The organism is Gordonia marina, assembly GCF_052036135.1.
Taxonomy (GTDB): Bacteria; Actinomycetota; Actinomycetes; order Mycobacteriales; family Mycobacteriaceae; genus Gordonia.
The window spans coordinates 56,957-75,881 of the sequence record NZ_JBPSDN010000020.1; the positions used below are offsets into that span (position 1 = coordinate 56,957).

Annotated in this window: 16 protein-coding genes; 6 read left to right on the plus strand and 10 right to left on the minus strand. The window is 67.2% G+C overall.

From position 1 onward, the window contains the following. Positions 1-131: 131 nt before the first annotated feature. Positions 132-767, plus strand: a complete 636-nt coding sequence (locus tag ACSEEN_RS13755; RefSeq protein WP_440713468.1) for a cysteine hydrolase family protein — start codon at positions 132-134, stop codon at positions 765-767. Positions 768-1,278: 511 nt separating this feature from the next. Here the strand turns inward: ACSEEN_RS13755 and ACSEEN_RS13760 are convergent. Beyond that, on the minus strand, positions 1,279-1,701 hold the full coding sequence (locus ACSEEN_RS13760; RefSeq protein ID WP_440713469.1) for a nitroreductase/quinone reductase family protein: 423 nt from the start codon (positions 1,699-1,701) through the stop codon (positions 1,279-1,281). 37 nt (positions 1,702-1,738) lie between these two features. On the opposite strand from ACSEEN_RS13760, the gene ACSEEN_RS13765 reads away from it, so the two are divergent. The 4 genes from ACSEEN_RS13765 to ACSEEN_RS13780 all read left to right on the plus strand — a co-directional run bounded on the left by ACSEEN_RS13765 (position 1,739) and on the right by ACSEEN_RS13780 (position 7,222). Further along, entirely contained in the window at positions 1,739-2,617 is an 879-nt protein-coding gene (locus tag ACSEEN_RS13765; RefSeq protein ID WP_371307636.1) for a LysR family transcriptional regulator, read from the plus strand. A gap of 133 nt (positions 2,618-2,750) precedes the next feature. Continuing rightward, entirely contained in the window at positions 2,751-3,947 is a 1,197-nt protein-coding gene (locus ACSEEN_RS13770; RefSeq protein ID WP_440713470.1) for an NAD-dependent formate dehydrogenase, read from the plus strand. A gap of 192 nt (positions 3,948-4,139) precedes the next feature. Next, entirely contained in the window at positions 4,140-5,690 is a 1,551-nt protein-coding gene (locus ACSEEN_RS13775; protein ID WP_440713471.1) for an HNH endonuclease signature motif containing protein, read from the plus strand. 626 nt (positions 5,691-6,316) lie between these two features. Continuing rightward, positions 6,317-7,222, plus strand: a complete 906-nt coding sequence (locus ACSEEN_RS13780) for a NaeI family type II restriction endonuclease (RefSeq protein ID WP_440713472.1) — start codon at positions 6,317-6,319, stop codon at positions 7,220-7,222. Here ACSEEN_RS13780 and ACSEEN_RS13785 read toward each other — a convergent pair. Then, positions 7,215-8,492 (minus strand): DNA cytosine methyltransferase, encoded by a 1,278-nt coding sequence (locus ACSEEN_RS13785; RefSeq protein WP_440713473.1) that lies wholly within the window; start codon positions 8,490-8,492, stop codon positions 7,215-7,217. The genes ACSEEN_RS13780 and ACSEEN_RS13785 overlap by 8 nt on opposite strands. Positions 8,493-8,652: 160 nt before the next feature. Between ACSEEN_RS13785 and ACSEEN_RS13790 the strand changes: the two genes are divergently transcribed. Then, positions 8,653-9,093 carry a very short patch repair endonuclease gene (locus ACSEEN_RS13790; protein ID WP_440713474.1) on the plus strand — a complete coding sequence of 147 codons (441 nt, stop codon included), beginning with the start codon at positions 8,653-8,655 and terminating at the stop codon, positions 9,091-9,093. Here ACSEEN_RS13790 and ACSEEN_RS13795 read toward each other — a convergent pair. From ACSEEN_RS13795 to ACSEEN_RS13830, 8 genes are all read right to left on the minus strand, one after another. Further along, entirely contained in the window at positions 9,065-9,820 is a 756-nt protein-coding gene (locus ACSEEN_RS13795; protein ID WP_440713475.1) for an HNH endonuclease, read from the minus strand. The two genes, ACSEEN_RS13790 and ACSEEN_RS13795, sit on opposite strands and share 29 nt — an antisense overlap. Positions 9,821-9,825: 5 nt before the next feature. Continuing rightward, positions 9,826-11,271 carry a nucleoside triphosphate pyrophosphohydrolase gene (locus tag ACSEEN_RS13800; protein ID WP_440713476.1) on the minus strand — a complete coding sequence of 482 codons (1,446 nt, stop codon included), beginning with the start codon at positions 11,269-11,271 and terminating at the stop codon, positions 9,826-9,828. 82 nt (positions 11,272-11,353) lie between these two features. Continuing rightward, positions 11,354-14,980 (minus strand): transcription-repair coupling factor, encoded by a 3,627-nt coding sequence (mfd, locus tag ACSEEN_RS13805; protein WP_440713477.1) that lies wholly within the window; start codon positions 14,978-14,980, stop codon positions 11,354-11,356. A 10-nt stretch (positions 14,981-14,990) separates the two neighbouring features. Beyond that, positions 14,991-16,151, minus strand: a complete 1,161-nt coding sequence (locus ACSEEN_RS13810) for a Dyp-type peroxidase (RefSeq protein WP_298445289.1) — start codon at positions 16,149-16,151, stop codon at positions 14,991-14,993. Continuing rightward, positions 16,148-16,600, minus strand: a complete 453-nt coding sequence (locus tag ACSEEN_RS13815) for a copper chaperone PCu(A)C (protein WP_371307385.1) — start codon at positions 16,598-16,600, stop codon at positions 16,148-16,150. Before ACSEEN_RS13815 ends, ACSEEN_RS13810 begins: the two co-directional genes overlap by 4 nt. A 70-nt stretch (positions 16,601-16,670) precedes the next feature. Further along, the gene (locus ACSEEN_RS13820; RefSeq protein ID WP_298445294.1) at positions 16,671-17,171 is read right to left on the minus strand and encodes a hypothetical protein; all 501 of its coding nucleotides are present in this window, start codon (positions 17,169-17,171) and stop codon (positions 16,671-16,673) included. Beyond that, complete coding sequence (locus ACSEEN_RS13825; RefSeq protein WP_247866599.1) at positions 17,168-17,674, minus strand: GNAT family N-acetyltransferase; 507 nt, start codon at positions 17,672-17,674, stop codon at positions 17,168-17,170. The genes ACSEEN_RS13820 and ACSEEN_RS13825 overlap by 4 nt, the downstream gene beginning before the upstream one ends. Continuing rightward, entirely contained in the window at positions 17,671-18,360 is a 690-nt protein-coding gene (locus tag ACSEEN_RS13830; protein ID WP_298445301.1) for a TetR/AcrR family transcriptional regulator, read from the minus strand. The genes ACSEEN_RS13825 and ACSEEN_RS13830 overlap by 4 nt, the downstream gene beginning before the upstream one ends. Positions 18,361-18,925: the final 565 nt, after the last annotated feature.

Here is an 18,925-nt window from a genome sequence, read left to right on the forward strand (position 1 = left end):
CGCCTTCCCCCTTCCTCCGACGATCTACTCACCGTAGAACGCCGCGCACCGAGCCGCGCCGGGCTGTCCACAGGGTCGGTCCAGTGTGAGTCCGCTGTCCACAGGCCACCCGGCAGGCGGATACTGGCGCCATGCCCGACGACTACCTCTCGCCCGACTGGCCGAATTCCGCTCTGGTGATGATCGACGTCCAGAACGACTTCGTTGACGGCGCAACACCTATCCCGGGCACCGCGGAATCGCTTCCGGCGATGGCCGGCCTCGTGGGACGGTTTCGGGCCGCGCGAAGGCCGATCTTCCATGTCGCGCGGTCGTACACGCCCGGCGAGCACGACGTCGACCTGATCCGCCGCGCATCCATCGAGGCGGGCGCCGAGGTCGTCGCACCTGGTACCGAGGGTGCACGGATCCCCGGCGCACTGTTGCCCCGAGATTCCCCAGAGCTCGACTGGCCGGCGCTTCGCGCCGGACGGCTGCAGCGGCTCGGCCTCGAGGAGTACGCGCTCTACAAGCCGCGGTGGTCGGCGTTCCACCGCACACCGCTCGACGACGAACTTCGCCGACGCGGTGTCACCGCCATCGTCGTCGCGGGCTGCAATCTCCCGAATTGCCCGCGCGCCACCCTGTTCGACGCGTCCGAGCGCGACTACCGCACCGTGCTGGTCACCGATGCGACCTCGCAGGTGACGCCCGAGCGTCTGGCGGATCTCGCCTTGATCGGCGTGCAGACCCGGTCGGTCTCAGAGATCGGGGAGTTGCGCGGCTAGATCGCGGTGCCCTTCCGGCGGCGTCTCGACCACCAACGCTTCCGACGCGGCCGCGGGACATAGTCGAGTTCGGCGAGTTCCACCGCCCAGGCTTCGGGCTCTTCACCATTCATCACTCGTCCAGCGACGATCGCACGAGCCGCCGCGCGCCGGACTTCTGGCACATAATCCTGCCGGAGAGGCTCCGGACGCATATCCGTCATGGCGCACCGTCTCCTTCCCGGTCCTCACCGGCACCTCCCGGACCAGCGATGGACGCCATCCAGTCGAGGAACAACGCACGATCCTCATTCGACGCGAGCTTGGAGTTCTGCAACTCCAGAAGCGCATTCTATCCAACGAGCTGGGCCTTCGGGTGGCTCGACAGTGCGTGATCGGCCGCCCATGTCGCCCGTCTCCACCATTCGGCACGACGGTCCGCGTACGTCCGCTGGAACAGCCCTGCGATGACCCCGCTGAATCCGATCACGCCGACGATCAAGGTCGCCAATGCCTGCGACGCCGCACGTGCCTACTTGATCGTCCGCAACTCGAAAATCGGGAAACGACGGCCCTCCGCGGTCTTCGTGTACTCACCGAAGCCCTTCGATCGGTCGGTGAACCGCTTCCAGGCCGGCGCCCACTCGTCGTCGTCGAGTTCGCGCGCGTGGACCTGTTCGGTCACGATGCCGTCGTCGCCACGCCGTTCGATGGTGACGTCGGGGTTGGCGCGGAGGTTGTGGACCCAAGCGGGGTTCTTCGGCGACCCACCCGCGGATCCGACGATCAGGATGCCGCCATCCCCGGACGGCAAACCCATGAGCGGGTTCTCCAGTTCGCGTCCGGTCCGGGCTCCGACCGTGTGCAGAACCACCAGGTGCGACCCGAATCCCATCGTCGAAACGACGCCGTGGTGTTCGCGGAACTCCGCGATGATGTCTTCGTTGAAAGCCATGCTTCAGGTCTACTCCTTCTTCGTGTTACAACGGGTCATGCTGTTCCGCCAACTGGAGTATTTCGCTGCACTGGCCCGTGAGCAGCATTTCGCCCGCGCCGCCGCCGCGTGCCACGTGTCGCAGCCCGCACTGTCGGAGTCGCTGCGCAAACTGGAACGCGAGCTCGGTGTGCCACTGGTGCGACGGGGCTCGAACTTCGAGGGACTGACCGCCGAAGGCGAGCGACTGCTGCGCTGGACGCGGCGCATCCTGGCCGACCGCGAAGCGATGCGCAGCGAGGTCACCGATATACGGGCGGGCCTGCGCGGGCAGCTGCGGATCGGGGTGATTCCGGCGGCCACCGCGAGCGTGGCAGGGATGGTCGACCGATTCGGCCGCCGACACGGCATGGTCGACGTGCGCATCCATTCGGGACTCACCTCGGCCGAGATCGTCGAGCAGGTGCGCACCTTCGAGTTCGAGGTGGGACTGGTGTTCACCGACGCTGTCGATGTGGACGACGTGCTGCTCACCCCGCTGTACGAAGAGCACCATGTGCTGGTGGTGCCGCCCGGACTGATCGACCACAAGGCGTCGACCATCGACTGGGACGCGGTCGGCGAATTGCCACTGTGCCTGCTGCACAAGGGGATGCGCGGGCGTGACGTGCTCGATGAGGCGGCCGCGATGGACGGCTTCCACCTGCGACCGCGCGTCGAGACCGACTCGGTGAGCACGCTGCTCGCCCTCGTCCAGACCGGGCACTGGGCGTCCATCGTGCCACGCTCCCAGGTGGTCGGCGACCATGGGACGCCTGCGCTGCGGACCATCGACCTTCCCGCTCCCCCACTCGGCAAGGTCGCGGTGATCCGGAGCGCCCGAGAACCGGCGCCGCTGCTGGCCACTGCGTTGATCGACAGCTTGAAGTCTTCGTGAGCTAGTCCGATAGCCGTCGCCTATCGGCCGATCGACACCAGGGCTTGGACGCGCACACCCACGTAGGGCGACCGTAGAAGAGGAACAAACGAGTTCCTCTCCCAACCGCCATCCGCTGCGAGGAGTGACTGACATGGCGAAGATTCTCTGCGTGCTCTACCCCGATCCGGTGACCGGCTACCCGCCGGTTTACGCCCGCGACTCCCTGCCTTCTCTCGGCGCCTACCCGGACGGTCAGACGCTGCCGACGCCGAAAGACATCAGCTTCAACCCGGGCGACCTGCTCGGCTGCGTCTCCGGCGAGCTCGGTCTGCGTCAGTACCTCGAGGCCGAAGGGCACGAGTTCGTCGTGACCTCCGACAAGGACGGCCCCGACTCGGTCTTCGAGAAGGAACTGCCCGACGCCGACATCGTCATCTCGCAGCCGTTCTGGCCCGCCTACCTCGATGCTGACCGCATCGCCAAGGCACCCAAGCTCAAGCTCGCCCTCACCGCCGGAATCGGCTCGGACCATGTCGATCTCGACGCCGCGATGAAGGCCGGAATCACCGTCGCAGAGATCACCTACTGCAACAGCATCAGCGTCGCCGAGCACGCCGTCATGCAGATCCTCGCCCTGGTCCGCAATTACCTGCCGTCGCACCAGTGGGTGCTCGACGGTGGCTGGAACATCGCCGACTGCGTCGAGCGTGCCTACGATCTCGAGGGCTTCGACGTGGGTGTGATCGCGGCGGGTCGTATCGGCCAGGCGGTGTTGCGCCGGCTCGCTCCGTTCGACGTGAACCTCCACTACTTCGACACCCGGCGGCTGCCCGAGGAGACGGAGAAGGAACTGAATCTGACCTACCACCCGAACGTGCAATCGTTGGTCAGCTCGGTCGACATCGTCGATATTCACGCGCCGCTGCATCCGCAGACCTATCACATGTTCGACGCCAACCTGATCAACTCGATGCGTCGCGGCTCGTACATCGTCAACACGGCTCGCGCCGAGATCATGGTGCGCGACGACGTCGTCGAGGCCCTGCGTACCGGCCAACTCGCCGGGTATGCCGGCGACGTGTGGTTCCCGCAGCCGCCGGCCCCCGACCACCCCTGGCGGACCATGCCGCACGAGGCGATGACTCCGCACATCTCCGGCACCACCCTGTCCGCCCAGGCCCGCTACGCGGCCGGTACCCGCGAGGTCCTGGAGAACTTCTTCGACGGCACGCCGATCCGTGACGAGTACCTGATCGTCGAGGGCGGTTCCCTCGCCGGTACCGGCGCCAAGAGTTACACGGCCGACGGCAAGGCCAGCCCCGGCGCCCAGACCGAGGCGAACGCCTGACCCACCGCGCGCACGTGCGCCCGCAGACGATCCCCGTCTGCGGGCACGCTTGGCTGTCGCTCGGGCGGTTCTGACCTGGCCGGTCACGAGCAAGTCGTGCACGTCGACCGGCACCCGGGCCTCTCCCGCCAGCTGAACCACCCCCAAGTCGCCCGAGCCAAGTCGACACCACAACACATCTGACCAGCGATCTTGTCGTACTCCCGCGATACCCTGGGTAGTAGAACACCAGTTCTATCCAGGGGGTTTCCGATGTCCGACACCAATCTCTTCGACCGCACCGCACCCGTCGATCTTGACGACGAGCAGCTCGCCGAACGCGTCATCGGCTACGCAACCCAGGTCGCCGCCCTTACTGCTCACATGCTCGACTACCTCGCCGAATTCGACGAGCGCAAGGCCTGGGCCGGCGAGGGCATCGCCTCGTGCGCGCACTGGCTGGTCTGGCAGGCCGGCTTCAGTCTGCGCACCGCGCAGGAACATGTCCGCGCCGCCCGCGCACTGCGCGACCTCCCGAAGATCCACGACGCTTTCGCTGCCGGACAGCTCTCCTACGCCAAGGTGCGCGCCATGACCCGCGTCGCCACTCCCGACCGGGAAGAAGAACTCCTCAACGTCGCACGCGCAGCGACCGCCGCGCAGGTGGAGACTCTCTGCCGCGCCATCAGGGACAACGACGCCCGAATCAACGACAGCAGCGGCGATGACGACGCTGAGCCTCCACTGCCCGAATCGTGGGGACGCTGGAAGTGGAACTACGACGGCACTCTCTCGGTGAACGTGCGGCTCAACGCTGTCGACGGCGCCCACTTCCTCGCCGCGATCGTCCGCGCCGAATACGACCGCACCCGGACTCCCGCCGACCCCGCGCTCCCGACGTCGCCGCCTGTGCCCCCATCGCCTACTGCGCCCTCATCGCCGGTTGATCCCTCGTCGCCCGTCGAGTCGTCCACGCCGGTTGAGCCGTCCCCGCCGGTTGAGCCTGTCGAAACCACCGGATATGTCGATACCCGCCGCGACTTGTGGCGCAATGTCCCGGGGAACATCGCCCCGGCGCTCAACGCGATCGCTGACACCATCATCGCCGGGATCGATATGCCCGAGGTCGCCGCCGGTGCGGAAATCCTCATCCACCGAGTCGATGACGAAGCATCGCTCGACGACGGCCCGGCCCTGCGTTCCGCGGAACGCGAGGAAATGGAATGCGGCGCCACCGTCCGCGAGATCGGCCATGAAGCCGGCAACTCGGTGACCGTAGGCGGGCGCCGGATGGGGCCTGTGCTGTGGTGGGGCCGCAAGCGTCGCGTTCCGAACGCCGCCCTCGTCCGCACGATCCTGATGCGGGACCGGACCTGCCAGGCCCCAGGTTGCACGCGCACCCGCCACCTGCACATTCACCACGTCACCATGTGGTCCGCCGGCGGCACCACCGATCCTGACAACCTGATCCTGCTCTGCAGTTCGCACCACCGAGCCCTGCACCACGGCGCCTTCTCGATCGAAGCGCTCGGCCACCAGCGATTCGCGTTCCGCGGAACGCAAGGAGAGACCCTCAACCTGGCACCCCTGCACACCCCACCCGGCGACTGGCACCCCGACCTTCATGTCGAACCCGACGGTGTCACCACTGTCGGCGGAGGCCGTATCGACTACGGCTACGCCACCGAAGTCCTGTACGCCGCCTGGGCCTGGCGAGCACGCCAGAAGTACGACGAGGACCCGACGTACGCCGAGGCGGCATGATCCGCGTTCCGCGGAACGCTCATGACGAGGCCTTAACAGCCTCAGGAGCTTCCGCGGCCTCGGACGTACCGACAGGTGACTTCAACCGCGCCAGCACTGCCACCAATCTGATCTCTATCGACATCAAACATCAAGGAGCCTCAGCCATGACCTGAGTTGGGCCTCCAAAGCCCTCCACCGACGTCATCGAACAGATATGCGCAGATCATAGCCTCTCCGGTAGCCGATTCCGGCGCCACCGGTTCGCCGTGATAAGAGGGATTGATCGGCGCAGACGCACACGGCAACCAGGGCGTCCCGATCCCCGAAGCGCCTCAGCGGCCGATGTTTGCGCCGACAGTCACGCCGTGAGCACTCCGGGGTCCAGCTCAAGCTGCGCACAATTCTCTCGACCCCCATTGATCAAGACACCGTGCAATTGAAGATCGCCCACAGTTGCTGCAACTCATGCAGTGCCGAGTCGGCGAGGTAAGAATACCGGAGGCTGACTTCTTGATGGCCGCAAAGTGCGGCTAGTACACCGGGCGCAGCATCGGAATGCTACTCGATCACCTCTCGGGATCTGGCTCCCACCAGATTCCGGCGGTCAGGGAGAGCGCCCGGGCCCCGTCCAGTATGTTCTCATTGTGGACAATTTGAGCGACAGCGACGCGGCACTGACCGCCGTCGCCGAGCAACTTCGACAAATCGACCCGGACGGTACACGGTGGGCTGCGGTCCTTCGAAAAACCTACGACATGATTTACAACGGGCAGGAGACCGGCCGATACCGCTGGGACCAGCTCATGAAGACTGAGAAGACCCACTTCGGAACTCTGTTCGAGATCAATGCCCAGCGCGTATTCGAGTTTGACGGCGGCATTGAGACCGACTACAGGATCGCCGGGCACCAGGTCGATGCGAAGTGGAGTCAGGCAGACGGTGGCTGGATGCTCCCTCCGGAGGTGTTCGATAAACTCGCACTGGTTGCGACCGGCAGCGACGCCGAGTCCACATGGTCGCTGGGACTAATCCGGGTCACTTCGGATGTTCGGCGCGAAAAGCGCAATCGGGACAAGAAGAGTCAACTGACGGCGGAGGGCCGGAAGGCCATCAGATGGCTGTGGCGCGATGCTCCCCTTCGCCCGAATGTGCTCCTCCAACTCCCCCGTGAAACCGTCGATCACATCTTCGATAGCCGCTACGGCACCGAGCGCACGAACCGGCTCTTCCGCGCGGCTGAGGGCATGATTGTCAACCGCAACGCGGTCGCGACAGTTAGTCGACAACTCGATGCGCAGAAGCGTGTCCGCTACAACGGCGGCGCTCGCTCAGCCCTTCAACCAGACGGATACCTGATCCTAAGCGGCGTGTACCACCGCGACCTAGCCGCCGCACTCGGCGTCCCGGTTCCACTTGCCGATGAGTACGTGTCCGTTCGTGTAGTCCCGACCGATGGCTCAGATAGCATCGAATTGGAAGGCCGCAGATGGCGCCAGGTACGGCCCGGTGAGCCTGTGATCGAGCCTGCGCCGAAGTTGCCGACTAGCTGACCTTCGAACGGTGTTCACTTATGTACTCATGCCGAAAGTGAGCATCCTGGCCAACAAACCCGCGGAAGTCACCTAATCGATGCACAGTCTCGCCATTGACCTCGGTCGCCTCAACCTCAAAATCGAGTTCGAGTTTCGCGAGGCGCTTAGCTAGCGTGGACGGCGTCAGTTCAGGCAGTTCAGCGAAGATCAGCGTCTCGGAAACACCCTCGGTATGGCGATTGAGCAGGCTGAACAGCGGATCGTCGGCCTTCGCCGTCTCCGAGTTTGACACCTCGACACGATCGAAGGCCCGGACTATCGATCGCCCCACCGCCTCCGCGACCGGCGGCGGGAAGGCATTACCGATCTGTCGGTACTGCGAGGTCTTCCGGCCGGAGAACTCCCAACCGTCCTCGTCACGCCAGCCTTGGATGCGGCGAACCATCTCGATCGTCAGTCGCGGCGGCAGGGCTGACGGGTGCGGTGAGTCCTTCGCGGGAGCCTCGTTCGCGATCCCCTTGCCGTCAACACCGAGCAGCCGCCAGGCGGCCTTGGCACGAGTGGGACCGAGGTCTGCACCGCCGTGCTTCTTGGAGCCTCCGACGATCGTCGGCGCGATGTCGTTCGCCATCTTGCGCCATGTCTCAGCGTGCTTCCAGCCATTCGCGGCCATCAGATCGAACAGCTCATCGCCTACCGTCGGTGTGTGCTCGACCGGCTCGGGCCACGAGAAGTACCGTGCGTCCTCCGGCTTGAGCGCTACGAGCACGAAGCGCGGACGAAGTTGCGGCACCCCGTAGTCCGCGGCGTGCAGCAGCTTCCAGAACGGCTCGTAGCCGAGCGCAGCAAGCCTGTCGAGAACCCGCTGGCGATACGCCGCGAACCGTGGCTGAGACAGGCCGCGGACGTTCTCCAGCATCAGGGCCCGCGGTTTCACGATCGCGACCTGCTCGACCGCCCACGCGAACAGGTCGCGCTCGTCCGAGGCACCAAGCTGTCTGCCTGCAATGGAGAACGGCGGGCACGGAACGCCTCCAGCCAGCAAGGAAACCTCAGCGAAGTCTGCGGGGTTCCAGACCCCGGCGCTCGCAACGTCACCGGTCCGGATGTCCCAGCTCGGCCGGTTCTGCCACAGCGTGTTGGCAGCATTCTCGTCGAGTTCGACAGCAAGCTCGTGTGCGAACCCAGCCTTTTCCAGACCAAGCGCTTGACCACCGGCGCCGGCACAGATCTCGACGACTGTGTAGTCGTCCTTGCGTCGATCTGGCCCAGCGGTCACGGCGTCCATCTTCCTACATCTCAGAAGCGAGCCGTCAATCGACTCGCTCAGGTACATCTGACTTTGCATGGCGATCCCCCTTCGACTGCAGTCTGTCGATCATGTTGTACCGCGCACCCCCGACAGTCCAGCCGGGCACGCTGCCACGCAGGTGGGTTAGGTTGGCGGTATGGACGCCCAGCCGGAGCTCGAACCACCATCGGCAGGCCGTTCCCGGAACATGGCGGCCATCAGGCGTACCGACACGAAGCCCGAGATCGCGATCCGCCGTGCACTCCACCACCAAGGACTCCGCTTCCGGAAGGACCTGGCCGTTCGCGCTGACGGCCTCCTCGTGAGACCAGACATCGTGTTCACGCGACAGAAGATCGCGGTCTTCGTCGACGGATGCTTCTGGCACAGCTGTCCGGAGCACGGCCGGCACCCGTCGAAGAACGCGCAATACTGGTCGCCCAAGCTCCAGAAGAACGCCGAACGCGACCGCCTACAGACCGCCGCACTCGAGTCAGACGGCTGGACCGTTCTCCGATTCTGGGAGCACGAAGACCTTGACGTCGCTGTTCAGCGCGTTGCCGCTGCGGTTACTCGCCTCCGCGAGATCCCCCGATGATCGCCTGCAGTTCGTCGGGCCGCAGCCACGGCCGCGAGCGATGCACCATCGCGTGACAGTTCGCGCAGAGCAAGATCAGAGCCGACAAGTCGTTTTCGACCTCGTTGGTGATGTGCAGGGGAACGCGGTGGTGCACATGGATGTAGCCGGCGCCGAGCTCACCGAACGTCTCCTCAAAATCGAAACCACACGTTTCGCATGAGATGACACCACGGTCCCGCCGCGACTGCGCAATCTTGGCGCGTCGAAGGCGCGGGTTCCGTTCCCGCACGATAGCCCACCTGCGCGCAACGGCACCCTCAATCGCGGCGGTCGGACCTTCCTCCGCAATCTCGTCAAGGTCAATGAAGTCATCGACGCTCCGGTCGTCGGGGTCTTCCGTAACTTTCAGAAGGCCCGGGTTGCTACGGATGAACGTCGCCAACTGCATCAGCCGAGACGGACTCTCCGCGAACGAGTCCATGACATCCTCGGTCGCTCGTCCGCCCTTCGTCCGCTTCCCGGCATAGCCGGGTAGAAGGGTCCTGAGATCCTCCAGCTTGCGGCGCACCGAGCCCGGGCTCCGGAACTTCGGATCAAAGGCCAACGCAGGATTCGCCGCCCGGAGGAACTCGGACAGCTCGAACAGGCGAGGGTCGTGCACACTCGGTGATCCCGCCCAGCCGGTCTCTTCCCGAAGGGCAACGGCGAGGATCAACTCCGGCCGCGTCCAGTCTGCGGTCGCCACGAGAGTCAGTCGTCCTCGTCGTCCCACTCGTGACGGATGACCATCTGCGGAACGTCCGAGCCGTACGACACGTCGACCTCGCGCTCCGTCGCCGCGTGCGGGTCGACGTCCACCGTGCGGTACTTCGGGGGCGGGCCGGGGAAGTCGTCGGGCTCGGGGAAGTCGTTGCTCGGCGCCGGTTCGGGCTCGGGGGCGGCGCGGTGTTCGGCGAGATCGGGGAAGTCGAAACGCTCGCCCGGCTTGGGGAACTCGAAGTAGTAGGCGCGGGGATCGGTCGAGGGAGCGGCGACGCGGACGGGCCGGAACTGGCCGGTCGTTTCGGCGTCGACGGGGGCGGGCGTTTCGACACAGCTCGTCACTTCATTCGTCACCGGCGGGGAGGGTGATCTCGACTCCGCTCGATCATCATGGAGAGCTCGATCGTCGGGGGGCGTTTCGACACGGCTCGTCGCTTCGCTCCTCACCGGCTCAACGGGCTGCGAGGAAACCGGCTCAACGGGCTGCGGCTCAACGGGCTGCGCGGGAATGACGGTCTCGTCGTACGACATGCCCAGGTATTTCCGCCACGTGTTCTCGTCGCGCGGGATCACGCCGTCGACGCCGGCGGCGTTCTCGGCGGCGCGGACGTCGGACATCAGCTGCATCACGAGGCGGCGCTGGGAGTCCTCGACGCTGTCGCGGGCGTGGCGGCGGATCGGGATGTCGATCCGGGTCAGCGACGGGCTGATCGCGTTGCGGGGGAAGTCGGCGGCGACGAGACGCTCGAACAGCTTCTGCGTCAGCGCCAGGACGGGCTGACTGGTGACCAGACCGTCGAGCACACTCCCCCGGCTCCGCTCGGCGGCCTTGCGATCCTCCCACTCCTGGATCTGCCGTTCGAGGTCGGCGTGCTCGCCCGACAGCACGCCGGGCGTCCGGTACGACACCTTGTCGATGAAGCTCTGCGCGACGTCATCGATGGTGAACGCGCCCTGCGCGGCGTCCTCGGCGATCCGCGCGTGGAACAGCACCTGCAACAGCAGGTCACCGAGTTCGGAGCGCATCTCGTCGGCGTCGACCCGATCGAAGGTGTCGAGCAGCTCGTACACCTCCTCCAGCAGGTAGCGGCGCAGCGAGTCGTGCGTCTGCTGCTTCTCCCACGGCCCGGTGCGCCGCAGCCGGTCCATCAGGGCGACGGCCTCGAGGAGCCGCGTTCCGCGGAGCGCGTCGGCGGTGATCACCTCCTCACCCCGCGCGACCTCCTGGCGGACCAGCGGATGCGTGCGATCCGACGACAGCACGACGGCACGCGGCGGCAGGTCCCGCGCGAAGCTCACGTACTCGTACGACGGCAGGTCCCACAACAGCCTGGGATGGACGTCTTCGGTGACGAACACGTGCCCCGCCAGATACGCGACCCCGCGCGCCGGGATCAGGTCGGGCAGCGCAGGATCCATCAGGATCACGGGCATCGGTACACCTCCGGGTAGTCACTCGAAGAGAACCTTACTGACAATGAGTCCACTCGCGCGCCACCGTTCGTGAGCACGGGTGTTACAACTGCGCGTCCGCGCTCTCGCGGGGCTGCAGGGTCGTCAGGAAGGTCGTCAGGTACGCGACCAACTCGTCGTCGCGCAGGCGCGGGGAGCCGACGCCGCCGGTGCGCGGGATCGGGAGGGTCACCGTGTGCGTCGTCGCCCGGTAGTTCGCCGACGAATACAGCCGGTTGAGCCGGACCTGCTCGCTGTCGACCAGCAGCATCGGCGCCAGGCGCACGTTGGTTCCGGCGAGCGTCACCTCGGTGATCCCCCGCTCGCGGCACCGCAGGCGCAGGCGCGCGATGGCGGCGAGCCGCTGAGTCTGGACCGGCGGCTCACCGTAGCGGTCGGTCAGCTCGGTGATCACCTCGTCGACATCGGCGTCCGACGACGCCGACGCGAGCTTCCGGTAGGCCTCCAGCCGCAGCCGGTCGGCCTCGACGTACTCGACCGGGATGTGCGCGTCGACCGGCAGGTCGATGCGCACCTCCTTGGTCTCCTCCTGCGCGACGACCTGGCCGTCCGCCGCGGCGCGGTACGCCTCGACGGCCTCGCCGACCAGCCGCACGTACAGGTCGAATCCGACGCCGGCGACGTGCCCGGACTGCTGCGCACCGAGCACGTTGCCGGCACCGCGCAACTCCAGGTCCTTCAGCGCCACCGCCATGCCCGCGCCGAGCTCGTTGTTCTGCGCGATGGTGGCGAGCCGGTCGTAGGCGGTCTCGGTCAGCGGCTTGTCACCGCTGTAGAACAGGTAGGCGTACCCGCGCTCCCGCGACCGGCCGACCCGGCCGCGCAGCTGGTGCAGCTGGGACAGACCGAAGTTCTCGGCGCGGTCGACGATCAGCGTGTTCGCGTTCGAGATGTCCAGTCCGGTCTCGATGATCGTCGTGCACACCAGCACGTCGAACTCGCGGTTCCAGAAACCGTCGACCGTCTTCTCCAGCAGTTCCTCGGGCATCTGGCCGTGCGCCACCGCGATCTTCGCCTCCGGCACCATCCGGGCCAGATCGCGGGCGGTCTTGTCGATCGTCGAGACCCGGTTGTGCACGTAGAACACCTGACCGTCGCGCAGCAACTCCCGGCGGATCGCCGCACCGACCTGCTTCTCCGAATACGCACCCACGTAGGTGAGCACCGGATGCCGTTCCTCCGGCGGGGTCAGAATGGTCGACATCTCGCGGATACCGGCCATCGACATCTCCAGGGTGCGCGGGATCGGCGTCGCCGACATGGTGAGCACGTCGACGTGCGTGCGCAACGACTTGATGTGTTCCTTGTGCTCGACGCCGAAGCGCTGCTCCTCGTCGACGATCACCAGGCCGAGGTCCTTCCAGACGACCCCGGTCTGCAACAGCCGGTGCGTGCCGATGACGATGTCGACCTCGCCCGACGCCATCTCCCGGATGATCTCCTTCGACTCGGCGGGCGAGGTGAAACGCGAGAGTCCCCGCACCTTCACCGGGAACCCGGCCATCCGCTCGGTGAACGTCTGAAGATGCTGGCCCGCGAGAATCGTCGTCGGCACCAGCACGGCGACCTGCTTGCCGTCCTGCACGGCCTTGAACGCCGCGCGCACGGCGATCTCGGTCTTGCCGTAGCCGACGTCGCCGACGATCACCCGGTCCATCGGCACCGGCTTCTCCATGTCGGCCTTCACCTCGCCGATCACCGTCATCTGGTCGACGGTCTCGGTGAAGTCGAAGGCGTCCTCCATCTCCCGCTGCCACGGGCTGTCCGGGCTGAACGCGAAGCCGGGCGCGGCATGTCGTGCCGCGTAGAGCTGCACCAGCTCACCCGCGATCTCGCGAACGGCCTTGCGCGCCTTGCGTTTCGTATTGGCCCAGTCGCTGCCGCCGAGCTTGGACAGCGAGGGCTGCTCACCGCCGACGTAGCGCGACAGCTGGTCCAGCGAGTCCATCGGCACGTACAGCCGGTCGCCCGGCTGACCGCGCTTGCCCGGCGCGTACTCGATCACCAGGTACTCCCGGCGCGCCCCGCCGATGGTCCGCTCGATCATCTCGACGAACCTGCCGATGCCGTGCTGGTCGTGCACCACCATGTCGCCCGCGGTCAGGGCCAGCGGGTCGACCTGATTGCGGCGCTTGGCCGGCAGCTTGCGGCCGTCCTTCACGCCGACGACGCGGGCGCCGGTCAGGTCGGCCTCGGTGACGATCACCAAAGACCCTTCGCCCTTCGACTCGGGCTCGTTCCTCGCCCGGCTCAGGGGGCGGATCGAGGGGCAGACCAGTCCGTGGCGGAGGGTGCCGTGGTACACCGTCACCGCGTCGGCGAGCGGCTCCTCACCGTCAGCGGCGAGCCGCGCCGGCACCTCGGCCTCCCCGAGACGTTCGACGAACCGCTGCGCCGTGCCCTTGCCCGCGGCGACCACCGCGGCACGACCACCCGACGCCAGCTGAGCGCGGAGCCCCGCGAGCAGGTCCGCGATCGCCGAGTCGTCGCCGTGCGGCGCGGGCCCGGGCTGCAGGTCGAGTTCCACCTCGTCGCCGCTGCCGGACGACAGCGGACTCATGGTCCACCAGGCACGACCGGCCGCCACCGTCGCGGCCTCCACCTCGCCCACCGGCCGGTAGGCGCTCGCTTGCAAATCGACGCTGCCGGCCTGCACCGGCGCGCCCGCGCCCAGCGCCGCGGCGTTCCACGACGCCTCCAGGAACTCCGCGCCGGTGCGTTCCAGATCGGCCGCACGGGTGCGGACCTTCTCCGGATCGAGCACAAGCACCCGGGTACCGACCGGCAGCACCTCGGTGAGCAACTGCATCCGTCCCTCGACGAGGGCCGGGATCATCGCTTCCATGCCCTCGACCGGGATGCCTTCCGACAGCTTGGTCAGCATCTCGGCCAGCGCCTCGTCGTCGGTGGTGGCCGCCAGCTCCGCGGCCCGGGCACGCACCTGCTCGGTGAGGACCAGTTCGCGGCACGGATGGATCATCACCGTGGCCGCATCGATCTCCGGCTGCGTCCGCTGATCGGCCACCGAGAACGCCCGCAGGTCGGTGATGTCGTCGCCCCAGAACTCGACGCGCACCGGATAGTCCGCCGTCGTCGGGAAGACGTCGAGGATGCCGCCGCGCACCGCGAACTCACCGCGCCCGCCGACCATGTCGACGCGCTCGTACGCCATCTCGACGAGTTGCTCCACCAGGGCGTCGAAGTCGACCTCGAGGCCCTCGCGCAGGGTGACGGTGCGCAGCTCGCCGAGCCCCGGCGCCATCGGCTGGATCAGCGACCGCACGGTCGTCACGACCACCCGCAGCGGATCACCCTCCGGAGCGGCGAGCCGGTGGAGTACGGCGAGCCGCTGCCCGACGGTGTCCGCACTGGGCGAGAGCCGCTCGTGGGGCAGCGTCTCCCACGACGGGAACTGCGCGACCGCGTCGGCACCGCCCGCGAGAAGCTCGCGCAGTTCGGCGGTCAGATCGTCGGCCTCCCGGCCGTTCGCCGCGACCACCAGCAACGGGCCGTCGCCGGACCCCGCCAACGACGCGGCGACGAAGGGCCGCGCCGCGTCGGGCGCGGTCAGATCGAGCCGCGGCTGCGCCCGTCGTTCGGCGAGCACGGCGAAGGCGCCGTCCCGCGTGGCGTAGGAGTTCAGCCCGGACAGCGATGGGGTGGTCGACACTCACACCATTCTAGGTGGCGAGCAGCGACGTCCCCAGCGGCGCCTGCGGCGTCGCCCCGGGCAGCAGCGCGTAGACCGCCGACCCGATCGGGGTGGTCCATTCGTTGAGGTCGTCGTGCTCGGCCAATCGCTGCTGGGACGGCAGAAACTGCCGCACCGGATCGCGTTGCACCGTCGTGAAGATCAGCCCGGTACCGTCCGGCCACTCGTCATAGGTGTACGGACGACGCAGGTACTGCTCGTGGTCGGCCCGCCGGTGTGCGCGGGCGATGTGCGACGACGCCGGAATCACCGGAATGCCGCCCTGCGTCATGGCGAAGTCGGGCTGGTCGTGCTCGTGGGTGCCGGTCAGCGGCGCTCCGGTGTCCTGCTTGCGCCCGAGAACCAGGTCGCGCGGCCCGCGGTCGAGTTCCTCCCAGGTGTCCATGTGCATCGCGATCCGCCGGATCACCATCGAACTGCCGCCGGCGAGCCACGGCTGCTCGGCGCCGTCGTTCCAGATCAGCTTGTCGTAGTCGGCCGACGGCGGCTGCTCGGTGCCGTCGATCTGCCCGAACATGTTCCGGCGCGCGTGGAAGCCACGCTGGACCCACGCCACCGGCGCGATGGTCCGCACCTCGGCGGTGAGAATGCTGGTCGCATGCGCGAGCGACATGGCGTCGTCGGACGTGATCAGCAGCAGCAGGTCTGTTTGACCCCAGCGGGATTCGAGCCGGTCGATGCCGAACGCGGGCAGTGGTCGCAGCCACGACGGGCGGCGCCTCGCGAGCACCGGGTTCTCGAAGACCCCCGGCCCGACGCCGACCGTCACGGTCATGCGCGACGGCTCGGCGGCCAGCTCCGGCTCGATGTCGGAGAGACCAGCGAGTCCCTGCGTGAGCCGCGCCCCGTCCTGCGTCCAGAGCTTGAGAACACCGCGCAACGCCTCGGTGTCGGTTCGGTCGGTCAGGTTCAGCCCGATGTAGTTGGCGTACAGGGCCATCGGTGTGGTGATACCCGCCTGATGCCAGCCGTAGAAGTCCACGGTCTCCCGGGCCGGGTCCGCCGTCGACGCATCGCGTTCGACGGCGAACCCGACCGCGGCAGCACCCACACCGGCGCCGGCGAGTCCGGCGGCTCCGGTGAGGAATCCACGACGCGAGATCCCAGCGGATCCGCGCGAGGAGGTCACGGCTGGTAGTTCTCCTCGTTACCGGCGAAATCGCGCGCCACCCCGCTCACCTCATGCGTCGAACCGTCGGCGAGCCGCAGCGTGACGACGACGGTCTCGCCGGCCACGATCGGCTTCTTCAGATCCATCAGCATGATGTGCTCGCCGCCGGGAGCGAGCTTGACGGTGCCGTGCGCGGGAATGGCGAAACCGCCCGTCTTCTCGCGCATGATGCGCTGGCCGCCCTCGTCGACCATTTCGTGCAGTTCAACCTTGCCCGCGACATCGGAGGTTCCGGACACGATGCGGATCTCGGAGTCGCCGTCGTTCTTCAGAGTGCCGAACATGGCGGTCATGCCGCTCGGCGCGGCCTTGACCCACTGGTCGCTGACGGTCAACGCCGCGGCCTTGGCCTTGTCGTCGTCGCTGCACGCGGTGAGGAACGAGGCCGCCGCGATCGTGGCGAGCACAGCACAAAGCAATCGGATTCTGAACATGATGAGTTGCCCTCTCGGGAAAGTAGGTGTGTGATGACGAAACTCAGGCCGAAACGGGCGGAGCACGCATCCCTACCGAGAGGCGCGGCGTGAGGTGATGCAAGACGACCGCGAGGCCCGCGCGCAGCGCTCGACCGCAGTCACCGATGGCAACACTCGTGGCTCGCACGACGGCGTCGATCGTGGAATGCAGGAAGCGCAGGAACCACGAGATCACGCACAGCGCCGCCGCAGAGGCCGGCAGCGCCGCCGCGTGCCAGCCCAGCATGGCGAGGGTGTGCGTATCGTGCTGGTGTCCGGTGGGCGAACTGAGCATCGACAGAGCGATGTGCGATGCCACCTGGCCACCCGACAGCAGTGCGATGACCGTGACGCAGGAGTCGCTGCGCTGCGCCGAACGGACTGCGCCGACCCCGACCGCGATCGCCCCCAGCATCAGAAGCTGTCGCGAGTCGGGCACGTAACCGCCCGCGATGCCGTGCGCCGCGATTCCCAGCAGCAGCGAAACGGCGGCCGCTAGCACACCGTTCGCCCTGGGAATCATGTCTCTAGTGTAGACCGCTGCATGATCACGCAATCCAGGCGCTGCCCGAATTTCACCCCGGTCCGGCGCAGCCGGCCGATCTCGGTGAAACCGAGCTTCCGGTGCAGCGCGACGGATCCGGCGACCTCCGCGGAGATCATCGCGACGACCTGCTCCACCTGGACGGGATCGACCGCGTCGAGCAACGCCTGCAGCAGGCGAGAGCCCCGGCCACCGCCGGCCGACTCCGGACGGAGGTAGATGGTGTCCTCGACGGTGTGCCGCCAGCCCTCGATGCCGCGGAACGGCGCCAGATACGCGAACCCGCACACGTGGCCGTCGCCGCCGGCCAGGACCAGGAACGGCAGGCCGAGGGACCGGGTGCTTGCGAGCAGGTCGTCCCACGCGGCGAGGTCTGGCGCGTCGTGGCGCCACGTCGCCGTGGTCTGGTCGACGTAGTGGGCGTATATCTCGGTGATCTGTTCCAGGTCCGACGTCGTCGCGGCCCGGATCTCGCAGCTCACTCCGGCTCCTGATAGTCGGCGTCGACCAGGACCGGATTCGCGTCGAGGCGCGTCAGGCCGTTCCAGCACAGGTTCACCAGGTGCGCGGCGACGACCTCCTTGGCCGGCTCACGGACGTCGAGCCACCACTGCGCCGTGACCGAGACCATGCCGACGAGGGCCTGCGCGTAGAGCGGAGCAAGCGAGGGATCGAATCCGCGCCGCTCGAAGTCCCCGGCGAGGATGTGTTCCACCTGGCTGATGGCATCGTTCAGGAGGCTGCCGTACCTGGTGTCCTCACCGGTGGTGCTGTTGCCGGTCGACTCGCCGCGGACCAGGATCTGAAATCCGTCGGTCCGCTCCTCCATGTAGGTGAGCAGCGCGAGCGCCACCTGCTGGACGCGATACAGCGACCGGTTCTCGACGAGCGACGAGGTCACCATCTCCAACAGCGTCTCCATCTCTCGATCGACGACCACGGCATAGAGTCCCTCTTTGCCGCCGAAGTGTTCGTAGACGATGGGCTTGGACACCCCGGCCCGCAGAGCGATCTCTTCGATCGACGTTCCGTCGAACCCGCGCTCGGCGAAGAGTCCGCGAGCGACCTCGATCAGCTGTTGCCTGCGCTGCGCACCGGTCATGCGCGCACGCGGCGCCCGCACCACGCCCTCGGACTCTGTTCCCTTCTCGGTCCGCCCCACTGTCATGCTCCTCATTCTAGGGCTCACCTACGACACCGCTTCCCCGCCCGCCTGGCAGGTCGTATCTCACGCGCGCTGCGGGTTGGGTCGCCGCGTGTCGGGCAAGCGCCGCTCCATGACAGTCGAACGCTGCCGTACGGGAGCGACGCCTACGCCCCATGCCACAGTCGAATGCGCCCACCGAGTGCAGCCCATGACGGCCGAGCGGAGCCTCATGAAGGTCGAGCAGAGCCCATGATGGTCGACCGCAGCCCCTGCGGTCGATGGCACCATGTGACGGTCGAGTGGAGTCGAGACCACACCCACGCCCGGAGCGGCGTCGACCGGGCTGAGAGTCGCCCAGCTCCGGGAATTCTCGCCCCTTTCGCCCGATTCCCCGGTCTCGCCCCCACTGCTGAGGGGGCGAGACCGGGGAATGGGTGCCGGGCACCCTTGGTGCGGGGGTGAATCACCCCAGGTTTTCTGCCGCTCCTATACGGGGTGCAGCTCTCGGTTGAGGGCGGCGTAGTAGGCGGACTCGAACTCGGCGGGCGGGACCGTGCCGATGCTGGAGTGGAGCCTGTCATTGTTG